This is a genomic window from Peribacillus sp. FSL K6-5616, from assembly GCF_038008245.1.
GTDB classification, from domain to species: Bacteria; Bacillota; Bacilli; order Bacillales; family DSM-1321; genus Peribacillus; species Peribacillus frigoritolerans.
On the sequence record NZ_JBBOYT010000001.1, the window covers coordinates 2,261,911 to 2,286,421 of the forward strand.

Genomic DNA, 24,511 nt, shown 5'->3' on the forward strand with positions numbered 1-24,511 from the left:
ATATTTCAATGGAAATGCCAAAAGGAGTTCGGAATGGGCTCATCCTGATTCCCTCTCACGATTGTATCGGGATGATTACCATGATTTTAATACAAGACTTTCTTTGTGATGAAATTTGCATTGAATGTCTTGAGCCAAGACCCCGCTTGATGCTCGCGGTGAGGGTTTTTGGCAGGCCGTCGACCTAAAGGGAACGGAATCATCCGGACCGCAAAGTATGCTCCGGGGTCCGGATGATGTCTTGGCGGTCAAATAAAGCGCGGTTGGACGAAAAACGGTTATGGCTGAAAACGACCGAAAGGTTTTTCAAAAACAAAAAATGCAGGCATACTCAATTTTCTAGGAGTTTGCCTGCAATCTGAGAATTTCACTCTTGTGGATTTTTTTAACTTTTAGATAAATACAGTTCCATCATATCTTTTGGTACCATGCTCCCGCCGGTCGCCCAGATGACATGCGTCGACTGGTTCATTTTATCCAACAGTTTTTGATCCATAAGATATTCCCTTCCTTCTGGAGCTGACAAAAGTTGTATCGGACCAAATGCTCCTGCTAGGGCAGATGGCTCTAAATAATGGCCTTCCGTCTCTGCCATTTCCTTGAGCAATTCGAATAACCTTCTATCCTCTATGGTATAGCTGCCGCTTAACATGGTCGTCATCATACTGGAAACCAATGCTGAAGGCCTTCCTACTGCAAGACCATCCGCTTCCGTCTTATTATCGATACCAAAGTCCTGAACCGAAACTTTGTCATGAAGGCCTGTCATCAATCCTAGCATCATGCATGGTGAATGTGTCGGCTCTGCAAAAAAACAATGTACATCATCTTCAAAGGCTAACTTGAGCCCATATGTTATGCCGCCGGGCCCGCCGCCGACTCCGCATGGTAAGTACACAAACAAAGGATGATCTTCATCTACTGTAATGGACATATCCTTCAATTGTTTCTTCAGGCGCGTTGCAGCCGTCGCATAACCTAGCAGCAGATCCATGGAATTTTCATCATCAATAAAGTGGCAATCGGGATCAAGTGATGCTTCTTTACGGCCTTCTTCTACAGCTTTACTATAATCATCATCATATTCCTTTACAATGACACCCAGACTTGTTAATTTATCCTTCTTCCACTGTTTGGCATCTGCAGACATATGGACCGTTACTTTAAATCCCAGCTTCGCGCTTATTATTCCAATACTCATTCCTAAATTGCCGGTTGAACCGACAGCAATCGAATATTTTGAAAAAAGCTCCTTATATTCATCACTCGCAAGTACTCCATAATTATCAGTCCGCTTTAAACCGCCATGCTTCATTGCTATTTCCTCAGCACGTTTTAAGACCTCATAAATACCTCCGCGTGCCTTGATTGAACCTGATATAGGTAAATGACTGTCACATTTCAGCAAAAGTTTTCCCGCAATTTTAGTTCCATAGGATTTTTCCAAGTTTTTTTGCATGAAAGGAATCTCGACTAGGGGTGATTCAATGATACCCTTCATTGGTTCGGTTTCTGGAAATGCTTTAATTATATAGATGGCAAATCTATTCAATCTTTCTTCAGCCGATTTAACTTGTTCAGCTTTGACGATTGGATTTTCTTGTTTGTTACCGTAATGCGGATTCGTCCAGAAGACTTCATTCATCTTCATCACATTATTAAGTACAGGATCTTTCGCTTTCCATGCGTTAATCGATAAACCTGCGATTTTATGCATCTCCACAGCAGTCCCTTCCGGAAATGTAGTATTCATCATCTACTATAACTCAACAAACTGCAATAAAGATTACATTTTTCACTTTTTTACGAATTATCAGCTTAGAATGTTAAATTCACTTTTAATTTCCCTCGCACACTATTAATGAACCAAATTTCCTCAGCAATATTGAGGTCTGCCTTTGAAATGTTTTTTACCTTGATTTCCTTCTTCCTGATCAATTCTTGACGAAATGTTCCAGCAAGCAGACCTGATTCCACCGGAGGGGTATAGAGGTCACCATTTATCTTCACCACTACATTTCCGTTCGTGAATTCGGTGATGAATCCTTCTTCATTCCAAAGCAGAACATCCTGGAAGTCGGGATTATTCATTTGAAAGCCTTCGTAGACATCACGATTGGTGGTCTTATGAAATAGAAATGGATTTGCACTTGATATTGGAGCTTCAGCCAGTATGGCCGTGAATTCTGGACCAAGGGGCTTGATTGCTTGTCCCAAAACTTCAATTTCACCATTTTCATGTAGTAGTACCCTTACCTTTTGCAACGTCCCATGATTTATTTCCGCATACTTTTGGAGTTGATCTCTAAGATACAATTCAGAGAACCGATAATCGAAGTACTCAGCGGATTGTTTCATCCGGTCGATATGATCATTCAACAAATAATATTCGCCATCGCTGAGCTTTATCGATTCCAATAGTTTGTAAGCAGGCCTTTCCACCGTCAATAATTTGGCTTTTAAAAAGGCTTCGTCATATTCTTCCGATAACTCGGAATCCCAAGTGATCCCCCCGCCAACCCCATACTCGGCTTTCCCTGTTTCCTTTTCGATCACGACCGTACGAATCGGCACATTAAAAACGGCTTCGGATTCAGGAGTGATAAACCCGATGGCACCGCAATAAACTTCACGTGGTGAATTCTCGATATCAGCGATGATCTCCATCGTTTTAATTTTAGGTGCCCCTGTTATCGATCCACAAGGAAAAAGAGCCTTGAATATATCAATGATTGTTGTTCCTGGATTCGTATCGGCCGTAATCGTGGATGTCATTTGCCAAACGGTCGGATATTTTTCAATTGCCTTTAGCTGTGGAACCTTGACGCTTCCTGGTTCTGCAATCATTCCCAAATCATTTCTGAGCAGGTCTACAATCATGTAGTTTTCAGCTTGATTCTTTTCCGAGGCTGCTAACCAGTCTGCATTAAGCTGATCCATTTTCAGTGTCGTTCCCCGCTTTACAGTCCCCTTCATTGGCCGAGTAATCAGCTGACCATCTTCCCAACGGAAAAACAACTCGGGTGAAGCCGAAAGGATTCGATGTGAACCAACATTCAAATATGCACTATAGTTCGAGCGTTGGGCTCTCTTCAAACGTTCAAAAAAAGCGAAGTCATCTCCTTCGAACTGGGATTGCAAACGCATCGTATAATTGACTTGGTATGTGTTGCCTTTCTTGATTTCTGATTTTATTCTTTGAAATCCAGAACGATAGGCATTTGAATCCGTTTCTGATTGCCATTCACCTAAATTAAAAGCCCCGGTCATTTTTTCAGGTATTTCCTCTTCCGGTTTATCAAAAATCCCGAACCATAATAATGGCATTTTGGCTCCATCTTTTACTTTAAAGGATTGTTCAAAAGCAGGTGCCGCTTCATAGGAAACATATCCCGCTGCATAATTCCCCTGTTCGATCGCTTCCTGCACTTTTTGGAATTGGGGAAGGACATCATCAATTGAATGGGCGGTGATCACTTTTTTCGGATTCGCAAAATATAGTGGCCTGCTGTCACCTTGTTTATCTGTGAAGTGAAATATTAAGGATAAAGGATCTTCTCGTTTCATTACTCTCTCCTAACTTTGTTAATGAAGCCAATCGGTATGTATTTTTATAAAAAAGCTTGCAGACACGGGATCTGCAAGCTCATTCTTTAACAATTATTTCATTCCAGTAACCTCTGCAATGATTTCATAAGAACGAAGGCGTGCATCCTGATCATAAATGGCAGAGTTTATAATCATTTCATCCGCCTGTGTTTCATTTAAAAATGCCTGTAACTGCTCTTTTACCTCTTTTGGATTACCTATAATGGAAGCGTTCAGCTGCTTCATGACAATGGCTTTTTCATATTCTGTCCAAAGGCCTTCCATCGTATCAACTGGAGGAGCCAGTTGACCGGGTGTGTTCCGTATCAAATTCAAGAACTGCTGTTGGTAAGATGTAGCAATCCTTTGCGCTTCTTCCGTAGTATCGGCAGCAAAAACATTGATACCAACCATGACATAAGGTTTATCCAGAACGTCGGATGGTTGGAAATTATTGCGGTAGCGGGCTAAAGCTGGTTGAGTATTTTCAGGTGAAAAATGGCTTGCAAATGAAAATGGCAATCCCAGCTGTGCTGATAATGCAGCACTGAACCCACTTGAACCAAGCAGCCAAATCGGGATGTCCTGCCCTTCTCCAGGAATGGCGCGAACACGATTATGTTTAGAATCCGCATCTAAATAGCTGCGGAGCTGCGCCAATTGTTCAGGAAAATCCTGACCGTTATTACGTACATCACCCCGAAGTGCCATTGCTGTATATTGGTCGCTTCCGGGAGCACGCCCCAGTCCTAAATCTATTCTGCCAGGATACATTGCTTCCAATGTTCCAAATTGTTCTGCGATAACCAGCGGTGCATGATTCGGTAGCATTATGCCTCCAGAACCCACCCGAATTCTTTCCGTCCTGCCTGCAACATAACCTATAAGCACTGATGTTGCAGAGCTTGCAATCCCAGGCATGCTATGATGTTCCGCTACCCAGAAACGGTTGTAATTCCATTGCTCCGCATGTTTAGCTAATTCTACTGTATTTTTAAAAGCTCCCGAAACTGTACCACCCTCAACAATAGAAGCCAGGTCCAGAACGGAAAAAGAAATGTCGCCAAGTTTTTTTGCATGTTGATCAGCATTCATATCTTCATCTTCTTTCTTTCAATTATGATAAATCGGACGCAAAGCCATCATATAGAAAATACACAAAAAATGCACATAAAATGCTTAAGGGGATTAACTGTTAAGGATTTCCCTGGCAATCAAACGAAACGAATTAAGCCGATCCTCCAACGTATGAGTGATGGTTATCAGCATGATCTCATCTGCCTGATATTTCTCCTGAATCTTCAATAGCCGATCCTTAACTTGTGAAGGGGTACCAAAAATCAGTTTTTTATGCATGGTTTCCATTTGTGTTTTTTCTTTTTCAGTCCATTCATGATTCCTTACCTCTTCTATACTTGGAACCGGCTTTCTTTCCCCATGTCCACTTTGAATTTTCCATAGGGTGTTGCTGAGGGCGATTTCTTTCGCATATTCTTCCGTTTCAGCACAAATGGCCGATACCGTAATAATCGTTTTAGGTGCTTTGAGTATCCCTTTTGTTTGAAAGTGCTCACGGTACTGTTTAAAACTCTGCACGCCATCATTTTCGCTCATGAATTCACCAAACGCGTATGCAGTTCCATTCTCAGCGGCAAGTTTTGCACTTTTCCCGCTTGTTCCCAATATCCATGGTTCAGGGGATAACATTGGGATAGGAGCAGCAGAGACATTTGAAAACGGATGTTCTTTCGGAAACTCATTTCTTAGAAAATTCAACAATTCTTGAACAAGTTCGGGCATTTTGTATACATTCTGAAGGAAATTATCGGATAAGGCCATCGTTGCTTCGGCAGATCCACCAGGAGCACGTCCCATTCCTATATCAATCCGGCCTGGAAAAAGTGTGGCTAGCATATTATATGTCTCTGCTATTCGGTATGGCTTATAATGTGGAAGCAGCACTGCCCCTGATCCAATCCGGATATTTTTTGTTTGTGCACCAATATAGCTTATCAAAACCTCTGGAACGGAACAGGCCAAGCCAGGCAGATCATGATGTTCAGTTAACCAGATTCTGCTATAACCCAGCCTATCTCCTTCTTGCGCTAGTTGAAGTGAAGCCTGCAAAGCTTCTTGTGCTGATTGTCCGGATGCAATCGGGGATTGATCCAAAATGCCAAGTTTCATTTTATCCCCCCTTTCTTGTCTTTCGTAACTTAATAGTAAATCATAACTATTTGAAAGTCGCCTGAAACGCTTGCTTAGTTATTTTAGTTTGCTGCCTTTAGCAAAAAATATAAGGAGTTGAATTAAAATTGGGGAGTATAAGTGAATAGTATATTCTAGCGAGGTGTTTGTTTTAATACATCAGGGACGCTAGTGGCTCAAATGGTCGTCACTTATTCTATCGAGGTCTTTTTTAGGGATATATGTAAAAAAGAAAAGCCCTTTTAAGGGGCTTTTCAAAGCTATTCACTTTTTTTGAATTGAGATAGTAATTCATCTGCCATGATTTTTGAATCCAAACGAGCCGCTATATATGGGGGCTGGACCCGATTATTGGACTCTACGGGCAAACCTAGCCAGACAACTCGTTTATCCAAGATAATAAACGAAAAGGAAACAGGGGAACAAATAAAATGATCCGAGTTGATATCAGGATTTCTTTTTGCTGATATGATCGTCAATTTCACTGCAGGGTTCCGTCTCATTAAATATTGCTGCCATTCTTCTGACAAACTGTTCAAATCCGGTACAGCGATAACTATGTCATGTTTTGTTGATTCAATATCTTCCTGAAAGTCCCCCAATTTACGGGCATGCATCCATCGTAATTTCGGGTGCTGATGTTTAACCCATTTTCCAATGTCTTTCTTTGATACAATCTGATCATTTTGAATTTGGTGATCGACAAGCTGACGAAGTGTTTTACTGCGATAAACGTGTTTGTTAACAAACGAAGTGTCACATACATGTACGAACTTACCCTTAGTCCTTGTTATGGCCACGTTAATCAGCCTTTCACTTTCTCTACCTGTCAATAACATTCCAGCCCTGTTTTGCGGATAACTATCTACTGTGTCAAAGATCATCATCTCACGTTCACTTCCCTGGAAACGATGTACAGTTGCAGCGATGATATCCGCAGTTTGCCGTTCTTTTTCATATAAGTCATCCAATAGTTTTTCCATCAATTCTGCCTGGGCACGATATGGGGCGACATAACCAATTGACCTTGAACCGCCCACATAAGCTTCATGAATCAACTGAAAAGATAAAAGCAATTGCCATAAATTCATTCTCGAGTGGGATGTCCGTTCAGTGATGCAATATTCCCCCGCTAGGCTAGTATCAAGAAGTGCCGCTGCCCTATTGGCAAACGGTTCCGCCAGCATTATGCCCTCCCTGCTAGTCGCAACACTTTTATGATCGCCGACAAAATTGTTATAGACGACACGATTAGTGAATGCCGAAATATCCGGATGCATGCGGCGCTGTTCCTTTAATAGGAATAAATGGGGATGGAGTTCTCCTTCTTCAACAGACTGGGCGACACCGGCCCGATGAAATATGTCTTCCTTCAGCCAAAGTTTCACGAGGGAATCACGAGCCGAAGCAATGGGCGGCAATTGTTTGAAATCACCACAAACGATAATATGCTTGGCTAACGCTGCAGCAAAAGCCACCTGAGGAACGTAAGCCATACTCGCTTCATCCAAGATGACCAGATCATACTCCTTTTGATAAACCGTTTCGTCATTTGCGGCTTTAGCTAAGGTCGTCCCGATTACTTTTGCTTCTTTTACGAATTGAATCTCTTTTTGGCGGATTTTCTCCAATACTTTGGCCAGCTTTTTCTCTATCTCAATTAACTGATCTGTATCCCTTTTACTGAAGGAACCTGCCAAGTCATATTTTAAAAGACGTTTCTCTTCGCCAAGTTCTTCTTTTTCTTTAATTAATGTCGGTTCATGTTTACCTAATAATTGCCCCGTAACAATATCATCATGGATAGCTAGTGATTCACCGATTTGAGATCCATAGCGAAGCACATCGCCTTCTTTGAAACGATCTTTCTTTTTAATGAATGATGAAATTTCAGCCATCAAAACATCGACAGCCTGGTTGCTATGGGACAAAACCAGAACTTTTTTAGCTTGTAAATAATGATTGGCTACTGTACGAGCCAAAGTATAGGTTTTTCCTGTTCCAGGCGGTCCCCAAACATAAGTGACAGGATTGAACTTCGAGCGGGCATATAATTCTTTCACACTGCTTTGTTTTTCAGTTAAAGGATGTTTTTGAGGCATGGACGGATCCATCAGGCGCTTGATTCGAAGCCTTTTCCTTTTACTTCTCTTGATTTCATCCAAGCGGATGATCAATTGCTCCAGCAATTCCCAGGGATCATGGAATAAAAAGGCTTCACCGATGATATCGCCTAACGAGCGATCAAAAACAATGATTATACTTTTCCCTTCCGATGAGAGGATCCTTCCATCCTGTTTAATCCCTCCCCATTCAAGTCGAACGAGGGAACCGACAGGGATTTTTACCGATGAACCTGTTTCAAAATAATAGTTGAAGGAACCGTCGCTTGTAAGCAGATGCCCGTTCGAAACCAAGTATTTTGTGCTGCCATATTTTTTCAAATGCAGGATTTCAAGTTGAAGTGCCTGCTGCCATTCTTTTATATAATTAACTGTCGAATTCATTTTCCACTTTCCTCACAAAATATGCCATTGTAGTACAAAGAAACTGGCCCATTGGCTAGGCTCCGATGTTGAAAATAACGCTGTCATCATGACTTTTTTCGCGAATTACCTGTTTCTTTTGCATATAAAATAAGGCCCAATCTATTGATTGGGCCTTTCATACGCCAATGTTTTAACTATAGCATTTTTTATAACATCCTACCATGGGCTCTTTTGGAAGAAATGGTTTAGATTAGCCTTCTGTCAACTCACTGAATTGGTCGACGAGATCACTGAAAATCTTCATTGCATTTTCGATCGGATCAGGTTTCGTTAAATCTACGCCTGTTTTCTTAAGCAGCTCCAATGGGAAATCGGAACTCCCGCTTTTCAAGAAAGTCAAATAACTTTCAAGTGTTTTTTTGTCCCCAGAAAGGATCTTATCAGCGATCGTAATGGCTGAAACGTAACCAGTAGCATATTTATAGACATAAAACGGACGATAAAAGTGTGGGATGCGTGACCAGCCATACTTCACTTCTTCATCGAAACTTATTTCATCTCCATTATATGCACGAAATATCGATTCATAGGCTGTATTAAAAACCTCGGCATTTAGAGGTTCTTCATTTTCAGCTTTTTCATGTACAATCTTTTCGAACTCCGCAAACATCACTTGTGTGAAGAATGTTCCTTTAAAACTATCTATGAAATGGTTAAGTAAATGTTTTTTCTTTTGTACGTCTTTTGTTGTCTTAATTAAATGGCGAATCAAAAGGATTTCATTCACAGTTGAAGCAACTTCAGCGACAAAAATGGAATACCCAGCACTTATTTGCGGTTGGTATTTTGAACTATAGTATGAATGCATGCCATGTCCAGATTCATGTGCAAGTGTAAATACACTGTCTAAATCATCACGGTGATTTAATAGGATGAAAGGGTGAACACCATAAAGTCCTAAATTGTAAGCACCTGAACGTTTTCCAGGTGTTTCCCTGACGTCGATATACCTGTTATCCTTAAAGGTTTTCAGGATTGTGATATATTCTTCGCCAAGTGGCTTTAGTGCCTCCACCATCAAAGAAAAACCATCATCGTAAGAAATCTCCTCTTTAGCCCCTTCGACTAGTGGTACACTTAAATCATAAGCACGCAATTCTTCTACATCCAGCAATTTTTTTCTTAAATGAATGTATTTATGCATGGGTCCGATATTTTGCTTAGTAGACATAATTAAATTATCATAAACCTCTTTTGGAACTTGATCACCAAATAATGATTTTTCCAAGGCAGATGGATAATTTCTCAGCTTTGAAAGATTCACATTATTTTTGATTGCCGTGGCAAGTGTGGAAGCGATTGTATTCTTCAATTGTACATATGGCTGATAATATGCGAAATAAGCCTCTTTTCTTTTATCCCGATCATCATCTTCAATCAATTTGGAATACATTCCTCGCGTCAGCTCTACCCTCTCGCCGTCTTCATTCGTAACTTCCCCAAATTTTATATCCGCATTGTTGATCATTCCGAACGTTTTTTGTGGAGCTGAAAAGGCTTCGCCTATTTGGGAAAGCACCTCTTCTTGTTCTTTCGTTAATACATGAGCTTTATAGCGGAAGGAATCCAGTAGATCCTCTTCAAAATATTTCAAACCCTCGACTTCATTTATGTACCCTTTTAATGTTTGTTCTTCCAAGCTTAGAAGAAACGGCATGAAGAATGCAGAAGCATTACTTATTTTCTGCCCTAACTTACCAGCTCGATCCAGCAATGCTTGTGATGAGGTGACCCGTGTATCCAAATCGGCTTGAAGCATGGCAAATACATATAATTTGTTATAAATGTACCCAACTTCCTCACTTAACCGTAAATACTCGAATAAATCTTGAGCTGACTGAATATGGCCATCATAAGTTTTTAATTTTTCTGTCATCTTCATGACTTCTTGATAATCTTTTTCCCAATTAGCCTGATCTTCGTAAATATCCTTTAAATTCCAAGTTTCTTCTATCTTTATTTCGTCACGTGATTTAAACGTTTGCATACCGTCTGCACTTCCTTTCATGCTTATAGCTTACCCTTTATTATAATCGACTTTCAGAAAAATCTGCATAGAAAAACCAGTATGCTAAAAATACATACTGGTTTACCTTTTTAAAAATTAGAATTTTGCTGCAGTTTCAGCAACTTTCGCCAATCCTTCTGCAACGATATCCTGTGAGCGATCTGGGTATTGATTATGTCCCTCGATTACGACCGTTTCTGGGTTTTTAATGCCCCATAAGTTTAAATTCATCGTTACGTATTTCTCAGCCATTTCGCCAGCTTCCATTCCAGGCAATGCATAATCGGATCCGCGTGCATTAAGTAAAGCCACTTTTTTATCTCCAGCTAAACCAACTGGACCTTCAGCTGTATATTTGAATGTAGTTCCCGCTTGGGCAAGATAAGAAATATAAGTTACCAATGGTGCCGGAACCGTTGCGTTCCATAGCGGGAAGGCAAATACTACTTTATCGGCAGCAAGGAATTGATTCAAGTATTGTTGCACGATATCAGCAATTTCCACTTCTTCTTCAGTCAATTCAAAGCCTTGGTTGCGTTTATATAAGGCAGTGATTGCAGTGTTTCCGTAGTAAGGCAAGTTCAGTGCAAATAAATCCAATTCAGTTATTTCATCGCTACTATTTGCTTCCTTATATGCGTTCAAAAACGTTTCATACATTTTGACACTGATAGCTTGATCCGCTGGGCGGTCATTTGATTTAACAAACAATACTTTAGACATTTTCGTTCCCCCAATTGTTAATTTTGTATGTTTTATAAAAATAGCATTTAATCCATATATCTCGAATTAACTGCAATTTCTACTTTCACATTATAAAACTGAAAATCCAATAAGGCAAGGATTAAGTTTATTATTTTCAAACGCAAAAAAACCGAGAGCAATTTGCTCACGGTTACGTTAATTGTTTATGATGGAAGGGACACTTACCTTTTATCGGTTCTATATCATCCCCTATGAAAAATTGTTTCCATTCATTATGATTTACATCGCCAAAGTGACTGATATCAGGATGCTTCGGGAGATTATCCCATTTCTCCACTCGTTCCCGGACCTTTTCACGCGACATGATTCCGCCTTTTTCCGTTCCTTCCAAGCCTTCAAAGATCATCCGGGGCTGGAAACCAAGGACGAGGCTATTTCCTAAATCGCGAGTTTTACGCTGTTTATAAGCAGGTGCATTACCAAATACAAAGATTGGTTCCCCGGCAAAATGATAGTCCCATAAATAATGATCCGGATCTTTCGGCTTTTCAATTGGCCAAGGTTTTACATCCTCTTGATGCAGGTATTGCAGGATCTCCCAAAACCTTTTACGGTAAAATTCTATATCACCCTCCATCGATTCAGGCTCCATAAAAACGAAAAGGCCATGTCTTATATATGGTGGTTCCTGAAATAAATCAAGAAAGCTTTCCACTGCTTTTGGGAGATTGGACCAATCTTCCTGTGTGATATAAGCATAACGAAGTTCCCCTTTATTTTCAGCTTTCATACCAAAATAACAAGGAAAGGTTTTATCGGTCACTGTTTCATGGAATGTTTGATATTCCTTGATCAGCCATTGCGGCACTCGATCGGGATTTGTCATATCTTCTTTTGTTAACAAGCTTGAACTCGCAGTCAGCATCATTTTTCTCCTTAAATCGTTTTATTATATGTTACCCGCTTTAAATAAACTAAAACTTCTTCGAATTGCAAATCAGGTTTATCATTTTCATTTCATTAGGATAACCTAAGAAAAAAATAGGAGGAGTGTTGCTGAATGGCAAGGAGAAGGAAAATATTAGTATCTGAAGCTCGACAAGGCCTTGATGATTTAAAAGCCAAAATCGCTGGTACAAAGAATTCCGAAGAGGCAAAGTTTGAAGTAGCAAAAGAAATTGGCGTACCGTTGAAAAAAGACTATAACGGTGAACTGACATCCAAGCAGAATGGAAAAATAGGGGGAAAGTTAGGCGGAGGCATGGTCAAGGAACTTATAAAGATGGCACAGGAAAACTTAGGAAAAAAACATTAACCAGAGTCTATCACTGTTGTTCTTAGACATCAGATAACGAAATGAACTGTTTGAATGAAAAATTTTGGGGCTTAACACGTTACAACGCAATAAAAGCCAACCTTTACAGGCTGGCTTTTTTAGTATCAGTTAATTTTCACGGGTGAAACTCTTGAAACAACTGACATTATTACTTCCTCCGACATCGGGTAATTAGCGGCAGCTGGATCGGTCATTACTGCTTTCAGAATTCTTTCCATATCCGACTGGTTAATTTCATAGGCGCTGAAGTCGGAAGGCAGCCCAAGGCCAGATAGGAAAACACGTAGCTTTTCTACCACTTTCGCTAAGATCCTTTTTGAATCTTCATCCTGTATTTTCACACTAAAGGCTTCAGCTATCAAATGGGCCTTTTGAAGATATAAATCCGGGATTGATTCCATGACGACCGGTAATAATACGGCATTTGCCAGTCCATGCGGAATACGGAATAACGCCCCATATGCGTGGGCAAAATTATGAACCGGAATCGCATTCAATGCACTACAAAATGCAGTGATTCCCATCATGCTTCCATGCAGCATTTCCATTCTAGCCTCAATATTCGTTCCATCATTTACGGCCCTCGGTAAATTTCTTTCAATAACTCGAATGGCCTGATATGCATATGCATCGGTTATTGATGTCGCAGCAGGTGAAATGATCGCTTCAATTGCATGTGTCAATGCATCGGCACCAGTAAACGCCGTAATGTCAGACGGCAGTCCGACTGTTAACTCGGGATCTAGAATCGCAACATCCGAACTTAAAAAAACATTGTAAATATTCATTTTGACTTTTTTATGTTCATTATATATGACTGCGATCGGGGACACTTCAGAACCGGTTCCTGCTGTTGTGGCTACGGAAATATGCGGGATATTCATGGATTGTGCTTTTGGAAAACCCTCATATAGAAAACCGCTTGGTATTGAATCATTTATATCCGTAATTCCTTTATATAATCCGTATTTCAATGCTTTTGAGGTATCGATGACGCTCCCTCCACCAATGGCAAGGATGGCATCGGCATGAACTTCGCGTGCATATTTCAATGCTTCGTTTACACATTTACTCGCTGCGTCTTGTGTTACACCCAGAAACTGTCCAACTATTTCAGCTTTGGCACCCAATTTCTGCTGTTCAAAAGTTTCGGCAACTTTTTTAACGACGCCTGCATTTTCCAAGCCAGCATCACTCACGAGCAGAATCCTTCTTGCCCCGAGACCATTGAATAGGCCCGGTATGAGTGAACGAGTGTTAGTGCCACTGTAAACCGAAGACCTTAACCAAAAATTCGAATGAGCATTTACCTTCATATCGTTTCACCTCGGATTTAATAGTCAATATTCGGAGTTTAAGATCCTTCATACGCTGCATTCAAGTTCCTGACGGCCATCCATTAACGAATGTAAACTCGCAGTATGCTTGTATCTTATTTCAGCATTACAAAACCCCATATTCCTTTTCATTACTTTGATAGATTTCTTCAATCCCTTTCCCTTTTGCCCTGGCTAATATCTCCATCCGCACTGATAATTGTTTCAGGGTAAAATTCAATACAGCTTGTTGGTCATTACCAAAAGGATTTCCTAACCGATCATATCCCTCCGTATTTAACGTGATGGCCAGTGGTGAAAGCTCCTCCATCCTCTTTTCAACCTGTTTAAAGATATGTGGATGTTCACTAATGATTCGCTGCAGCAGGAAAGTTCCATATGCAATATGGCGTGATTCATCCTTCTTCAAAAAACCCACACCTTTTAATAAACCAGGCATCATTTTATTAGCTTCGAGAGTCTGATAGAACCCGAAATATCCAGTTTCTGCAAGAACGCCTTCGGTAAACATATTATAAACAGTGGCTGCTTCTGCCAAGGCTTCTGGTGATTGATCGGTTAAAAGTTTCTCCATCGTTTCAGGCAATATTTCATAAAAAATCGATTTATAAGTGTCTGAGTGATACACCGTCAAATCACCCGTTTCACCAATTTGATCTAATGTATAGCGAAAGAACTCCATATGCTTCGCTTCCTCGAACAGAAATGTCGTTAAGTACATTTCTTCTTCGATCCGGCCTTCTTTGGCTATCGTCATTATTAGCGGCAGCAAATCCAAAGTCACGGCTTCTTCCCCGCCCTGAAAAAGGGAAATGATCCGTAATAACACTTCCCTTTCAATGTCAGTAAATGACTTCCAATCTTCTTTATCCTGGCTGAAATCAATGTCTCGAGGATTCCATATACCGAATTTCTTTGCCTTTTGGTAAAGTTTAAATGGTAGGGTATCTTCTCTAAAACTCCTGCTTGTGGTCGTTAAACTCTTTCTTTTCATGGTAATGCCTCCTTGAAATTATGAACTTTAAACTTTTGAATCTCTAAGGATTTTTAAATTTGTAAGAGTTTTCATTATATTGTAAGATATTAGTAGCATTTATCCTAGTACTGAAAATGTAGGGAGGAATTAAGTCGAATGCTTGAGGAAACTCTGATGAATCATGTAAAAAAGATTTCCCAACAAAAAGATATGGCAAATAAATCACAAATGATCGTAAAGGGCTGTGTGGATTTTTTTTCATTTCAACGAGCATCTTTATTCAGTTACTCATGTTTAACAGGAATGGGTGAAGGAATTTGTGCATGTACAAGTGAAGATACTTTTTCATTACATAATGTTAGAGAAAATATTCATGATATATACCCGATCCACCAAGCAGTCATCCATAACAAGCCCATATACTTAACCATTCAGCATGCGAAATCCTCCATCCCTGCAAAATACGTTAAAAGATTTTCCATCTCTTCATTGGCAATCATTCCGATAATTGTGAATGACTTGGCCATCGGTATAGTGTTGGTTGACCCCATTCACGCCAACGAGCCCGTTACCAAGAATTATTTAATGAAGCTTTCCCATTATTTGAAACTGGCTGTCAGTTCAACATTCGATTCCGCCCCTCCCACTTACCTTCTAAGCAAACGTGAAGTGGAGGTCCTTCAATATTTAGCGAATGGGATGGGATTAAAGCAAATGGCACCAAAAATGAGCGTTAGTGAATTTACTGTCAGAGATCATATTTCTTCTGCTATCAGGAAATTGGGAGTGAATCATCGGACCGAGGCCGTCGCAGTTGCCATAAGGCACAAAATGATTATCTGAAAGCAAAAAAAAACCTTCAAAGAAGGTTTTTTTAAGTATCATTGAGTCACTTTTTCTTCAACTTTCGTAGTCCAGCTCAACTCGTCTGTGACTTTACCTGTTTGGACACCAGTCAGTGTATCATAAAGCTTTCTGGAAAGTTCGCCCGTTTCTCCGCTTTGAACAATCATTTCTTCACCATTCCACAAAAATTCACCAATTGGTGATATGACCGCGGCTGTTCCCGTTCCAAAGGCCTCTTCCAAGTGACCCAATTTATAGGCTTCATGGACTTCCTCCATCGAGATGCGTCTTTCCGACACGGGAAGACCCCAATGTTTCAGCAATTCTATAATGGAATCACGAGTAATACCCGGAAGGATGCTTCCATTTAAAGCAGGGGTGATGATTTCACCATTAATTTTGAAGAAAACATTCATGCTTCCAACTTCTTCGATATATTTTTTCTCCACTCCGTCTAACCAAAGAACTTGAGCATAACCCATCTTTTCGGATACTTCCTGGGCTTTTAGGCTCGATGCATAATTACCGCCCGTTTTGGCTTCACCTGTACCTCCATTAACTGCACGTGTAAAAGCTGACTCCACTGCAATTTTAACTGGATGGATGCCTTCTTTATAATACGATCCCACTGGTGACATGATGATGATGAACTGATACTTATTCGATGGAGATACTCCAAGATAAGGCTCAGTAGCTATAATGAATGGCCTGATATATAAAGATGTCCCTTCTGCCTGGGGAACCCAATCCTTATCAACGCTAATTAAAGTCTTTAAGGCCTTCAACGCGAAATCAACGTCGACATCCGGTATGCATAATCGGCTATTCGAACTATTTAAGCGTTGGAAATTCTTTTCCGGACGGAATAAGATAATTTCATCCTCAGGTGTTGCATATGCCTTCAATCCTTCAAAAACGGATTGACCATAGTGAAAAATCATAGCTGACGGCTCCAATGAGAGCGGTTGATAAGGAACAATTCTTGGATCATGCCACCCTTGCCCTTGTGTGTAATCCATAATAAACATATGATCGGTAAACTGCTTACCGAACTCAAGCTGGTCCGCTTGTGGTTTTTCTTTCTTTGTTGTACTAAGCGTGATTTGCATGTCATGTTCCTTCATTACCAAAACCCCTTGTTGATTAAATTTACAAGATTTCACTTCCATAAAATCTATCTTTCATTAGTTTACTCCTATAAGGAATCATAGTTCAAGCCTTTAAGACGAAATTTTCGGAATTTTTTAAAATAAATTGGTTTTTCTTTGATTTCCAGACTATGATACCTGAAAAAAGAATCAATTATTCCTGAAACCACTAAAAATATCAATTCCGAGTGGTACGCTAATATGTCTTGAATATTAGATTAATTTTATCAAAATAATCACTATAAAGCCAATGAGAATAATTCTGGTTCATCGCACCTTAAGAGTAAATTCAATCGTTTCCCTTTTTGTAACCAGGAAAATCGATAAATGAAAAGACTTTTGGCAGATTCGTGAATAATGCACCAAAGCAATACCTGCAAACCTTATATGTATATTAAAAGCCTTAGAATATATAACATTTTTAATCCGAATCCATAAAGTGTTTTTTCCCAACTCTAAGCACAGAGGAAAATTTTACATGAATTTCAATTTAGTAGTTTACTACTAAATAATATTCTTATATACTTATCCCACGAGATAGATAAAACGCATGCAAAACGATATATTATAGATAAAACGCATGCAACTTTCTTATTCTTTAACGAAAAGGGGTAACAACATGACAAAAAACAGATGGTTAATCGCTTTATCCGCCATCGCCATTCACCTTTCCATTGGCGGTGCATACGCATATAGCGTTTACAAAAAACCATTAGTCGAGACCATGGGGTGGTCAGAAACTGAAGTAACGTTAGCATTCACAATAATGATGGCGCTTGCAGGAACTTCTGCTGCCTTCTTTGGCAAATTCGTAGAAAAAAATGGTCCAAGGAAGTCAGCTATGGTCGCTGCCGTATTATTCGGATTAGGACAAGCCGGTTCCGGTTTAGCGGTAATGGTCGATTCACTTCCGCTTTACCTATTGACATATGGGGTGTTAAGTGGACTTGGTATGGGGATTGGGTACATTTCACCAGTATCCACTTTAGTCAAATGGTTCCCAGATCGCAGGGGATTGGCAACAGGAATGGCAGTATTAGGTTTCGGTGCCGGAGCTCTCATTACAGCCCCAGTCGCTGCAAGCCTTATGGAATCCGTTGGCATTTATACTACATATTATATTTTAGGCGCAGGCTATTTCATACTGATGTTCTTAGGGGCATCCTATATTGCACCTCCAAAAGCCAACTGGCTACCTGAAGGAATGAAGAAAGATATTGAGTCCGGTAAGAAAGAACTGAAGAAAGACCTAAGGCAATTAACTGCAAAAGAAGCGGTTAAAACTAAACACTTCTGGATGTTATGGTCCATGAAACTGATCAATACAAGTGCAGGGATCATGATGATTTCGGTAGCTTCACCTATGGCTCAAGACGTTGTCGGGCTGTCTGTAGCAGGTGCAGCAACATTAGTTGGTATTATGGGAATCTTTAATGGCGGAGGAAGACTTGGCTGGGCAGCAGCATCTGATTATATTGGACGTCCAAATGTTTTCGTCATTTTCTTCATCATTCAAATCGGGGCGTTCCTTTTACTTCCTACCACTACAAACACACTATTGTTCCAAGGACTCATCTTGCTGGTCGTGAGTTGTTACGGAGGAGGATTTTCAAATCTCCCTGCGTTTGCCGGGGATTTATTTGGAACTAAGGAAATTGGGGCCATCCACGGTTACCTTTTAACTACATGGTCTCTAGGCGGAGTTTGCGGACCTATGTTAGTTACCGCAATCAGGGAAAGTACGAACAGTTATATCCCGGTATTCTATGTTTTCGCAGCATTAATTGCGATAGCATTCGCCATTTCCATCTGGTTGCGTCTGGACATCAAAAAAATGCAAAGAGAACAGAAACAAGGCGCAACGAACACATTAAGTAAAATATCCTAATTTAATAACCTTTATAAAAAGGCATGATCAAGTAAACTTCCATAACCGGAATTTACCTTGGTGATGCCTTTTTTGTTTTGGCCTAACCGGCGGCTGCTCTTAAAAACTTTCGGATATCTTCCGGATCGATATCTTTTTGAAACTTTTTACGATTTATCATCCCAGCAGGATTTCTAGCTGGTGCAGTTTTGCGCATTGCGTAAACTTAACCGCAGTAGTCTAGGAAATGCATTTATTGGGCTTATCGACTTATGAACGTGAGGACAGGTAAAAATCAAAGTGACCAAATATTTTTAAAAGTTGACTTTCATATTTCAGTGAAAGTCATGTTTTTGTTTGCTTGCCGCTATATTAACAGACTGTATTCCCATTTAATTCTGGTCAGCCATATCGAAAAAAGTTGAATGATCATTTTACACCAAACAATTAGAACAAGTTATTTAGTTTAACATTAAGCTAAATCAGGGAATCAAGTAAGAGATGGAATTAGGGGGGATTGTCTTGTGGATCAATAAACCGTTTTTCAAATATGCTTGCGCGATAATTTTGATCATTTTAATTATTTTTTTACTGGGTAAGATTGATTATGTTCTGCTGCCGCTGCAAAAAATCATTGCTGCCATGTTTTTTCCTATAATTGCGGCTGGGCTTTTATACTATATATTACGGCCGGTCGTTAACTTGTTAACTGAATTTATCCCGAGGTCAGCTAGCATCTTCACCGTGTTTTTGATTATATTTAGCATAATTGGGATGGTAGGTTACTTTGGCAGTCCTGTAATCGTTGACCAATTTCAAAAATTATCTGAAAACCTCCCCAGTAAAGTCAAGGAATTCTCTAAAGAATCTGAAGTCATGATTGAAAAAAATGATTTTGGCATGGTAAATATGGAGGAGTTGAAAGAAAAAGCGGTCACGCATTTGAAAGATTATTCGGAAAAACTCATCGTGAATGTCAATACCATTTTATCCACGATAACTAGTGTATTAACAGTATTGGTCATTACACCATTCATTTTATTCTATTTCTTGAAGGATGGAGATAAATTACGACCATTTCTATTAAAATACATACCGAACGATGTAGAATCAGAGGGGAACACAATTTTAAAAGACGTCGATAAAGCCCTCTCAACTTATATTATCGGTCAATTCATCATATCAATCGTCATAGGGACTTTGATGTATGTTGGCTACCTTATTATCGGTCTCGATTATGCACTCGTATTGGCCTTATTCGCCATGATTTTTACCGTTGTACCATTCCTTGGTCCATTAATAAGCATCATCCCCGCCCTTTTCATTGCCTTACAGCAAGACATTGGGCTGGCAGTGAAGGTACTCATTGTCCTTACTGTCGTTCAACAGGTCGAAGGGCACTTGGTTACACCGAATATAATGGGTAAACGGCTTAACATTCACCCGCTTACCATTATCCTATTGCTGCTTGCTGCTGGATCAATATACGGATTCATTGGCATTTTAATCGCCATCCCTACCTATTCCGTAGTAAAAACGATTATAGGGAATTTCAGGAAGTTTTACAAGTTACGGAATAGGGTTACATAAACAGGAAAAGTTGTATACACACTTAATTAAAAGAACGATTGAAAATAAAAACAAAAAGCACTCGTTTCAGACTGTAGACCAACTCTTAAGTAAGAGAATTGAACTGCCCCGTAAATGTTAGACACCAAACTAACATTTACGGGGTGTTTTTTCTTTCAAAAAAAGTTCCATTCCATTTCATAAATCACTAAAAATCATTATGGAAAACCTAGTCTTACTATCATGGTCCGGAATAGTCCATTCCCCCCCTTTTTTTGTAGACAAACTAAAAACGTTGATAGTTACATCAACGTTTTTTTAATAATTTTTTAACACAGCGTTTAAAAAAGGCTGTGAAGCTTTTCTTTTTGATGACTTGCTGGGCATGAATTTGTTTCTGTATATAAATTTCTTCTTTGTTTATGGCGTTACTTTCCGCTAACACCAGACCCAAATCGGAGTTATGATCTTTGTTTAGGACGATTTTGTAAGGAATATCATGCCTCATTGCCAATTTAATATATTTTCCTAGATATTGATAGTCCATCTGCCCATTTAAAAACAACTTTGAATGGGGATACTGCTTCATCATTTGCTCTATCTCCGGGTATACATTCGTTTCAAAGACTTGGCTTCTTTTTAGGACGATGACTACGCGTTCCCGTAATGTGCCCAGAAACTCCCTTCGTTCACCAGCCTTGATTTCTTGTGGACCATGGATGCCTTGTTCTAGATAGTCCTCCACCTTTAGGCGTGACAAATCTTACCCACCTCCGCTTTCACTTCAATAATGTATGTAATATGGCCAAAAATAGTGCCCATCATTCTTTTGATATGCATAAAAGTGAAATTGGATCTAAGTTTGACTTTCCCCATAGTTAATTAGTCTACCCTTATTTTAAAAAATCGTCACTTTAGCCTCACTTCATGCATAGGATAGTATATGTGTAAATGTAGGTTGCTTAAATGAGGGACGGGGAAAAACATGAAAAAATTAATTGTATTTATTTTGATTTTCGCCTTTAGTTTTTTGGGGTTCAGTAATACTTCAGGTGCGGCAGCAAGACAACTGATCATCATCAATAAAGCCAATAATCAGCTTGCCTATTACGAAAATGATAAATTGGTGAGGGTATTCATCGTGGCGACAGGTAAGAAAGCCTCCTACACTCCTGAAGGAAAGTTTAAAGTAGTGACAAAGATTGTGAATCGACCCTATTATAAAGGCAACATCAGAGGCGGAGACCCAAAAAACCCTCTAGGTAAAAGATGGCTGGGGATCAATGCAAGGAATACACCAGGAAATACGTACGCAATACACGGCAATAATGATTCTACAACCATCGGGAAATATATAAGTGCCGGTTGTATTCGTATGTATAACAATGATGTACAATGGCTTTACGATAGGGTGAGAATGAACACTGTAGTATTGATTGCCAGTTCGAATAAATCATTTGCCAACATAGCTGCCACGAATGGATTTAAAGTGAGCGGATCTGGGAGCCTTCCGGTAAATACAAACGCTACCCTGAAGAAAGGAAGCAGTGGCCCCCAAGTTATCGAACTGCAAAAAAGATTAACTAAACTTGGATACAGCACTAAAGGAGTAGATGGGTCATTTGGAAAAAACACCGAAACAGCCGTAAAGAAATTCCAAAAGTCCAAAAAACTTACTTCTGATGGAATCGTCGGACCAAAAACAAAAAAAGCACTAGGACTTAAATAATTTTCTCACTGATATCCACTGATTAGAGGATATCTTTTTTATATTTTAACTGTACACCCTATACATTATTCCCCATATCGTCTTTAATTTTCCACCAACAGATATTGACTTTATGTTATAATTTATACATCAACAGCTAATCATAATCGCACTGTCATTACATACAAGGAGGTAATACAAATGTACGATGAAATTCTAGTGAATTCCATTAAAGCAATTTTTGTTATCGGCACCATTTCGATGTTTGTGATTTTAGGATTCGTAAAAGGACGCAGGTTTTAACTTTATCCAATCGTTAAAATATCTCCACCTGCCTGGTTTCTTGTATTATTTTCGTACAGGTAATCAGGCTTTAAAAAAAGCATATCCTCTATGGGCATGCTTTTCTTTACCAATTCCAATTATCCGTATTATCTAAAAGTTCATCGATGTCAAATGTATCAAGATGGAATGGAACTGACTCTTCTGCTATCGCTTCAGTGGCTAACAATAATTGGTCGATATCAATAATGGCCAAAACAGTCCTCTCCCTTTTTTAATGGTCTTTACCCTCATTTTTAATACTTTAAACAATTCGTTCAAAAGAAATTTTATTAGAGGGTATCCTTAAAATTTTACATTTGACATTTATTTAAGATGCAGTGAATCTTGTTCAGATCCTTCCGGAGAGAGCGTATGTATCAATTTAACCAGCTTATAAAAGGTCCCGCTGCAGATTGTTACCTCGGGCAGATTATGAAATATTGATTTTTTATTAATATGATAATTGTCTTTCTCAGGCGAATATACAATTATTTTCTTATTTAAAGATAAAGCATAGCCAAGCTCATATAGATTACCTTTTCCTGCGGTTAGGAAGATTAGCATGAAATCGGCTTCCTCTATCCCCTTTTTTTCATATTCTCCAATGTCGTCCGTTATTTGGTTTTTCTCATCATTCGTAATTAAATTCATGTCATTCACACAAGTAAATCCTTTTGAAGTCAATTTCTTGATCAATGATTTTACTTGCTTCAAATTTTTTTCGTCTGATGCTATATAATATTTCACACACACACCTCCAAAATATATAACTATTGATACTTTTTACCTATGTTACCTATACTATACATATTCGTTATAAAGAACGCAATATCCTTTCCCCAAAAATAATTAAATGGGGATTTTTTTAGTGAAAAAAACCATCATTCCTTTTACAGGTAATGATGGTTTTTTTATATTTTATGAAGTGGCACTATTATCACTATCGACTTCAGCTTACTAAAAAAATAATATGTATGTACTGGTCTGACATTCCGGGTTACAAATTCAAGTAATCCAAAATAAAAACCTTGTCCTTTAACCGGCAAGGTTTTTTTATTTTTCATATGTGATATTTTCTATTTCAATTCTGAAGGGTGCAGCCTCACATATATTAATTCCCCGATCCAGATTCACCTTTTCCATTTCGCTTGCATCCGGGATTGTTTTTTTATCGTGTATAAAATGTTCGACCATGGATTCCAACAGTTCTTGAGCACAAGCTAAGGCATCTACCCGATTCCTACCGCTAACGGAAGAAATAATTCCTTCTCGCCTAAAATCCGGGAAACAAACTTGAACGGAAAAAGAGTCGATAATCAACGGGTGCTTTTCATAATAGAATACGGCTGGGTACTCAAAGATTTGAATGGTCAAAATATCATCCCTTCATACGATATTTAGATATTTATAATAATTATAACATGAATTTCCATTTTATATAGGTTTAAATTACTTTTCTTTGTTTGTCAAGTTAATACTTACATTCAATAGGTTGATATGTCCGTATTGACTACGAAATAAAAAAACACCATGAAAATCAAAATCATGAGAACATTCAAGATTATTCCTATAATGCTGCACACTTTTCCAGCTGTCACTAAACCATTTCCAGATTCACCAGTAAGGTTCATTTCTTGTTTACTCTTCGATGCAAATATTAACCCTAAAATACCTAATATGATGCCGATGATTGGAATAAACAGGGATAATACCCCCATGATCAATGATACAATCGCTTTGCTATTGCTTCTTTTAATTTCCGACATATATTCCACCTTCTTTCTTCCTTTATATATACGGTTATTAAAAGCAAAAGATTCATTTTTTGTGTACTCATTCATTATTGATATTCCAGTTGATTCCAGAGGTCGGCTCCCTTTCCGACGGCTATCTGCCAAGCCGCATCAAAGTAAACGTCTCCGGGGTCTCGGCTAGCCATTCGGCTGGAGTGTCGTATATCTCTTCACCCATTAAGGATTACAGTATAAAACCATGAAGGATAACTTAGTTTCAACTTGTTTGGGATGAGTCCAGCCTACGGTTTTTTCTTAAAATAACATTCCAGTTGATTCCAAAAATCCGCTCCCTTTCCGCCGACTGTCTGCCAAGCCTTCTCGGCACAAGCGCCTGTGGGGTCTCGGCTAGCCAGTGTTTCGGCAGGAGTGTCGCAAATTTCTTCCATCCATTAAGGATTACAGTTATAAAATCATGAAGGATAAGCTAGTCTTTAACACGGTTCGAATGAGTCCAGCCTACGGTTTTTTCTTAAAATAACATTCCAGTTGATTCCAGAAATCCGCTCCCTTTCCGCTGACTGTCTGCCAAGCCTCCTCGGCACAAGC

Annotated in this window: 21 protein-coding genes; 5 read left to right on the forward strand and 16 right to left on the reverse strand. The window is 39.3% G+C overall.

What is annotated here, in order from left to right:
- Positions 1-385 precede the first annotated feature (385 nt).
- The 8 genes from MHB45_RS10850 to MHB45_RS10885 all read right to left on the reverse strand — a co-directional run bounded on the left by MHB45_RS10850 (position 386) and on the right by MHB45_RS10885 (position 11,983).
- The gene (locus MHB45_RS10850) at positions 386-1,753 is read right to left on the reverse strand and encodes a D-serine ammonia-lyase (protein ID WP_397330411.1); all 1,368 of its coding nucleotides are present in this window, start codon (positions 1,751-1,753) and stop codon (positions 386-388) included.
- Positions 1,754-1,818: 65 nt separating this feature from the next.
- On the reverse strand, positions 1,819-3,567 hold the full coding sequence (pabB, locus tag MHB45_RS10855; RefSeq protein WP_048680778.1) for an aminodeoxychorismate synthase component I: 1,749 nt from the start codon (positions 3,565-3,567) through the stop codon (positions 1,819-1,821).
- Between the two features lie 93 nt (positions 3,568-3,660).
- Positions 3,661-4,683, reverse strand: coding sequence for an LLM class flavin-dependent oxidoreductase (locus tag MHB45_RS10860; RefSeq protein ID WP_048680773.1), 1,023 nt, complete (start codon positions 4,681-4,683; stop codon positions 3,661-3,663).
- Positions 4,684-4,776: 93 nt separating this feature from the next.
- On the reverse strand, positions 4,777-5,775 hold the full coding sequence (locus MHB45_RS10865; RefSeq protein ID WP_340907871.1) for an LLM class flavin-dependent oxidoreductase: 999 nt from the start codon (positions 5,773-5,775) through the stop codon (positions 4,777-4,779).
- A 281-nt stretch (positions 5,776-6,056) separates the two neighbouring features.
- A complete protein-coding gene (locus MHB45_RS10870) occupies positions 6,057-8,303 on the reverse strand; it encodes an AAA domain-containing protein (RefSeq protein ID WP_048680765.1) in 2,247 nt (748 codons plus the stop codon).
- Positions 8,304-8,535: 232 nt separating this feature from the next.
- On the reverse strand, positions 8,536-10,332 hold the full coding sequence (gene pepF / locus MHB45_RS10875) for an oligoendopeptidase F (protein WP_048680910.1): 1,797 nt from the start codon (positions 10,330-10,332) through the stop codon (positions 8,536-8,538).
- Between the two features lie 117 nt (positions 10,333-10,449).
- Positions 10,450-11,076: an FMN-dependent NADH-azoreductase gene (locus tag MHB45_RS10880; protein ID WP_072273039.1), complete on the reverse strand. Its 627-nt coding sequence runs from the start codon at positions 11,074-11,076 to the stop codon at positions 10,450-10,452.
- A 172-nt stretch (positions 11,077-11,248) separates the two neighbouring features.
- Complete coding sequence (locus MHB45_RS10885) at positions 11,249-11,983, reverse strand: YqcI/YcgG family protein (RefSeq protein ID WP_048680755.1); 735 nt, start codon at positions 11,981-11,983, stop codon at positions 11,249-11,251.
- Positions 11,984-12,118: 135 nt separating this feature from the next.
- Here MHB45_RS10885 and MHB45_RS10890 point away from each other — a divergent pair, with 135 nt between their 5' ends.
- A complete protein-coding gene (locus MHB45_RS10890; protein ID WP_048680751.1) occupies positions 12,119-12,373 on the forward strand; it encodes an alpha/beta-type small acid-soluble spore protein in 255 nt (84 codons plus the stop codon).
- Positions 12,374-12,498: 125 nt separating this feature from the next.
- Here MHB45_RS10890 and MHB45_RS10895 read toward each other — a convergent pair whose 3' ends face one another.
- Positions 12,499-13,710, reverse strand: a complete 1,212-nt coding sequence (locus MHB45_RS10895) for an iron-containing alcohol dehydrogenase (RefSeq protein WP_048680748.1) — start codon at positions 13,708-13,710, stop codon at positions 12,499-12,501.
- Positions 13,711-13,837: 127 nt separating this feature from the next.
- Positions 13,838-14,725: a R2-like ligand-binding oxidase gene (locus MHB45_RS10900; RefSeq protein WP_048680743.1), complete on the reverse strand. Its 888-nt coding sequence runs from the start codon at positions 14,723-14,725 to the stop codon at positions 13,838-13,840.
- 138 nt (positions 14,726-14,863) lie between these two features.
- On the opposite strand from MHB45_RS10900, the gene MHB45_RS10905 reads away from it, so the two are divergent.
- Entirely contained in the window at positions 14,864-15,550 is a 687-nt protein-coding gene (locus tag MHB45_RS10905) for a helix-turn-helix transcriptional regulator (protein ID WP_048680741.1), read from the forward strand.
- 38 nt (positions 15,551-15,588) lie between these two features.
- Here MHB45_RS10905 and MHB45_RS10910 read toward each other — a convergent pair whose 3' ends face one another.
- Positions 15,589-16,677, reverse strand: coding sequence for a branched-chain amino acid aminotransferase (locus MHB45_RS10910; protein WP_034306982.1), 1,089 nt, complete (start codon positions 16,675-16,677; stop codon positions 15,589-15,591).
- A gap of 643 nt (positions 16,678-17,320) precedes the next feature.
- Here MHB45_RS10910 and MHB45_RS10915 point away from each other — a divergent pair.
- Both MHB45_RS10915 and MHB45_RS10920 read left to right on the forward strand, forming a co-directional pair.
- Complete coding sequence (locus tag MHB45_RS10915) at positions 17,321-18,589, forward strand: L-lactate MFS transporter (protein ID WP_048680739.1); 1,269 nt, start codon at positions 17,321-17,323, stop codon at positions 18,587-18,589.
- A 501-nt stretch (positions 18,590-19,090) separates the two neighbouring features.
- Positions 19,091-20,158, forward strand: a complete 1,068-nt coding sequence (locus MHB45_RS10920) for an AI-2E family transporter (protein WP_048680736.1) — start codon at positions 19,091-19,093, stop codon at positions 20,156-20,158.
- A gap of 286 nt (positions 20,159-20,444) precedes the next feature.
- Here the strand turns inward: MHB45_RS10920 and MHB45_RS10925 are convergent, their stop codons facing one another.
- Positions 20,445-20,897 (reverse strand): YueI family protein, encoded by a 453-nt coding sequence (locus MHB45_RS10925; RefSeq protein ID WP_072273041.1) that lies wholly within the window; start codon positions 20,895-20,897, stop codon positions 20,445-20,447.
- 225 nt (positions 20,898-21,122) lie between these two features.
- Here MHB45_RS10925 and MHB45_RS10930 point away from each other — a divergent pair, with 225 nt between their 5' ends.
- On the forward strand, positions 21,123-21,866 hold the full coding sequence (locus tag MHB45_RS10930; RefSeq protein WP_048686339.1) for a L,D-transpeptidase family protein: 744 nt from the start codon (positions 21,123-21,125) through the stop codon (positions 21,864-21,866).
- A 388-nt stretch (positions 21,867-22,254) separates the two neighbouring features.
- Here MHB45_RS10930 and MHB45_RS10935 read toward each other — a convergent pair whose 3' ends face one another.
- From MHB45_RS10935 to MHB45_RS10950, 4 genes are all read right to left on the reverse strand, one after another.
- A complete protein-coding gene (locus tag MHB45_RS10935) occupies positions 22,255-22,383 on the reverse strand; it encodes a hypothetical protein (protein WP_260088845.1) in 129 nt (42 codons plus the stop codon).
- Positions 22,384-22,493: 110 nt separating this feature from the next.
- The gene (locus MHB45_RS10940) at positions 22,494-22,943 is read right to left on the reverse strand and encodes a nucleoside 2-deoxyribosyltransferase (RefSeq protein WP_081088608.1); all 450 of its coding nucleotides are present in this window, start codon (positions 22,941-22,943) and stop codon (positions 22,494-22,496) included.
- Positions 22,944-23,222: 279 nt separating this feature from the next.
- A complete protein-coding gene (locus MHB45_RS10945; protein WP_048686335.1) occupies positions 23,223-23,543 on the reverse strand; it encodes a type II toxin-antitoxin system HicB family antitoxin in 321 nt (106 codons plus the stop codon).
- 110 nt (positions 23,544-23,653) lie between these two features.
- Positions 23,654-23,935 carry a DUF4190 domain-containing protein gene (locus tag MHB45_RS10950; protein WP_063577730.1) on the reverse strand — a complete coding sequence of 94 codons (282 nt, stop codon included), beginning with the start codon at positions 23,933-23,935 and terminating at the stop codon, positions 23,654-23,656.
- Positions 23,936-24,511 lie beyond the last annotated feature (576 nt).

What these genes read in the sequence shown, in the direction of transcription:
- MHB45_RS10850 (WP_397330411.1), bottom strand. Translation starts at nt 1,753, where the DNA reads ATGAATACTACATTTCCGGAAGGGACTGCTGTGGAGATGCATAAAATC.
- pabB (WP_048680778.1), bottom strand. Translation starts at nt 3,567, where the DNA reads ATGAAACGAGAAGATCCTTTATCCTTAATATTTCACTTCACAGATAAA.
- MHB45_RS10860 (WP_048680773.1), bottom strand. Translation starts at nt 4,683, where the DNA reads ATGAATGCTGATCAACATGCAAAAAAACTTGGCGACATTTCTTTTTCC.
- MHB45_RS10865 (WP_340907871.1), bottom strand. Translation starts at nt 5,775, where the DNA reads ATGAAACTTGGCATTTTGGATCAATCCCCGATTGCATCCGGACAATCA.
- MHB45_RS10870 (WP_048680765.1), bottom strand. Translation starts at nt 8,303, where the DNA reads ATGAATTCGACAGTTAATTATATAAAAGAATGGCAGCAGGCACTTCAA.
- pepF (WP_048680910.1), bottom strand. Translation starts at nt 10,332, where the DNA reads ATGCAAACGTTTAAATCACGTGACGAAATAAAGATAGAAGAAACTTGG.
- MHB45_RS10880 (WP_072273039.1), bottom strand. Translation starts at nt 11,076, where the DNA reads ATGTCTAAAGTATTGTTTGTTAAATCAAATGACCGCCCAGCGGATCAA.
- MHB45_RS10885 (WP_048680755.1), bottom strand. Translation starts at nt 11,983, where the DNA reads ATGCTGACTGCGAGTTCAAGCTTGTTAACAAAAGAAGATATGACAAAT.
- MHB45_RS10890 (WP_048680751.1), top strand. Translation starts at nt 12,119, where the DNA reads ATGGCAAGGAGAAGGAAAATATTAGTATCTGAAGCTCGACAAGGCCTT.
- MHB45_RS10895 (WP_048680748.1), bottom strand. Translation starts at nt 13,710, where the DNA reads ATGAAGGTAAATGCTCATTCGAATTTTTGGTTAAGGTCTTCGGTTTAC.
- MHB45_RS10900 (WP_048680743.1), bottom strand. Translation starts at nt 14,725, where the DNA reads ATGAAAAGAAAGAGTTTAACGACCACAAGCAGGAGTTTTAGAGAAGAT.
- MHB45_RS10905 (WP_048680741.1), top strand. Translation starts at nt 14,864, where the DNA reads ATGCTTGAGGAAACTCTGATGAATCATGTAAAAAAGATTTCCCAACAA.
- MHB45_RS10910 (WP_034306982.1), bottom strand. Translation starts at nt 16,677, where the DNA reads ATGAAGGAACATGACATGCAAATCACGCTTAGTACAACAAAGAAAGAA.
- MHB45_RS10915 (WP_048680739.1), top strand. Translation starts at nt 17,321, where the DNA reads ATGACAAAAAACAGATGGTTAATCGCTTTATCCGCCATCGCCATTCAC.
- MHB45_RS10930 (WP_048686339.1), top strand. Translation starts at nt 21,123, where the DNA reads ATGAAAAAATTAATTGTATTTATTTTGATTTTCGCCTTTAGTTTTTTG.
- MHB45_RS10950 (WP_063577730.1), bottom strand. Translation starts at nt 23,935, where the DNA reads ATGTCGGAAATTAAAAGAAGCAATAGCAAAGCGATTGTATCATTGATC.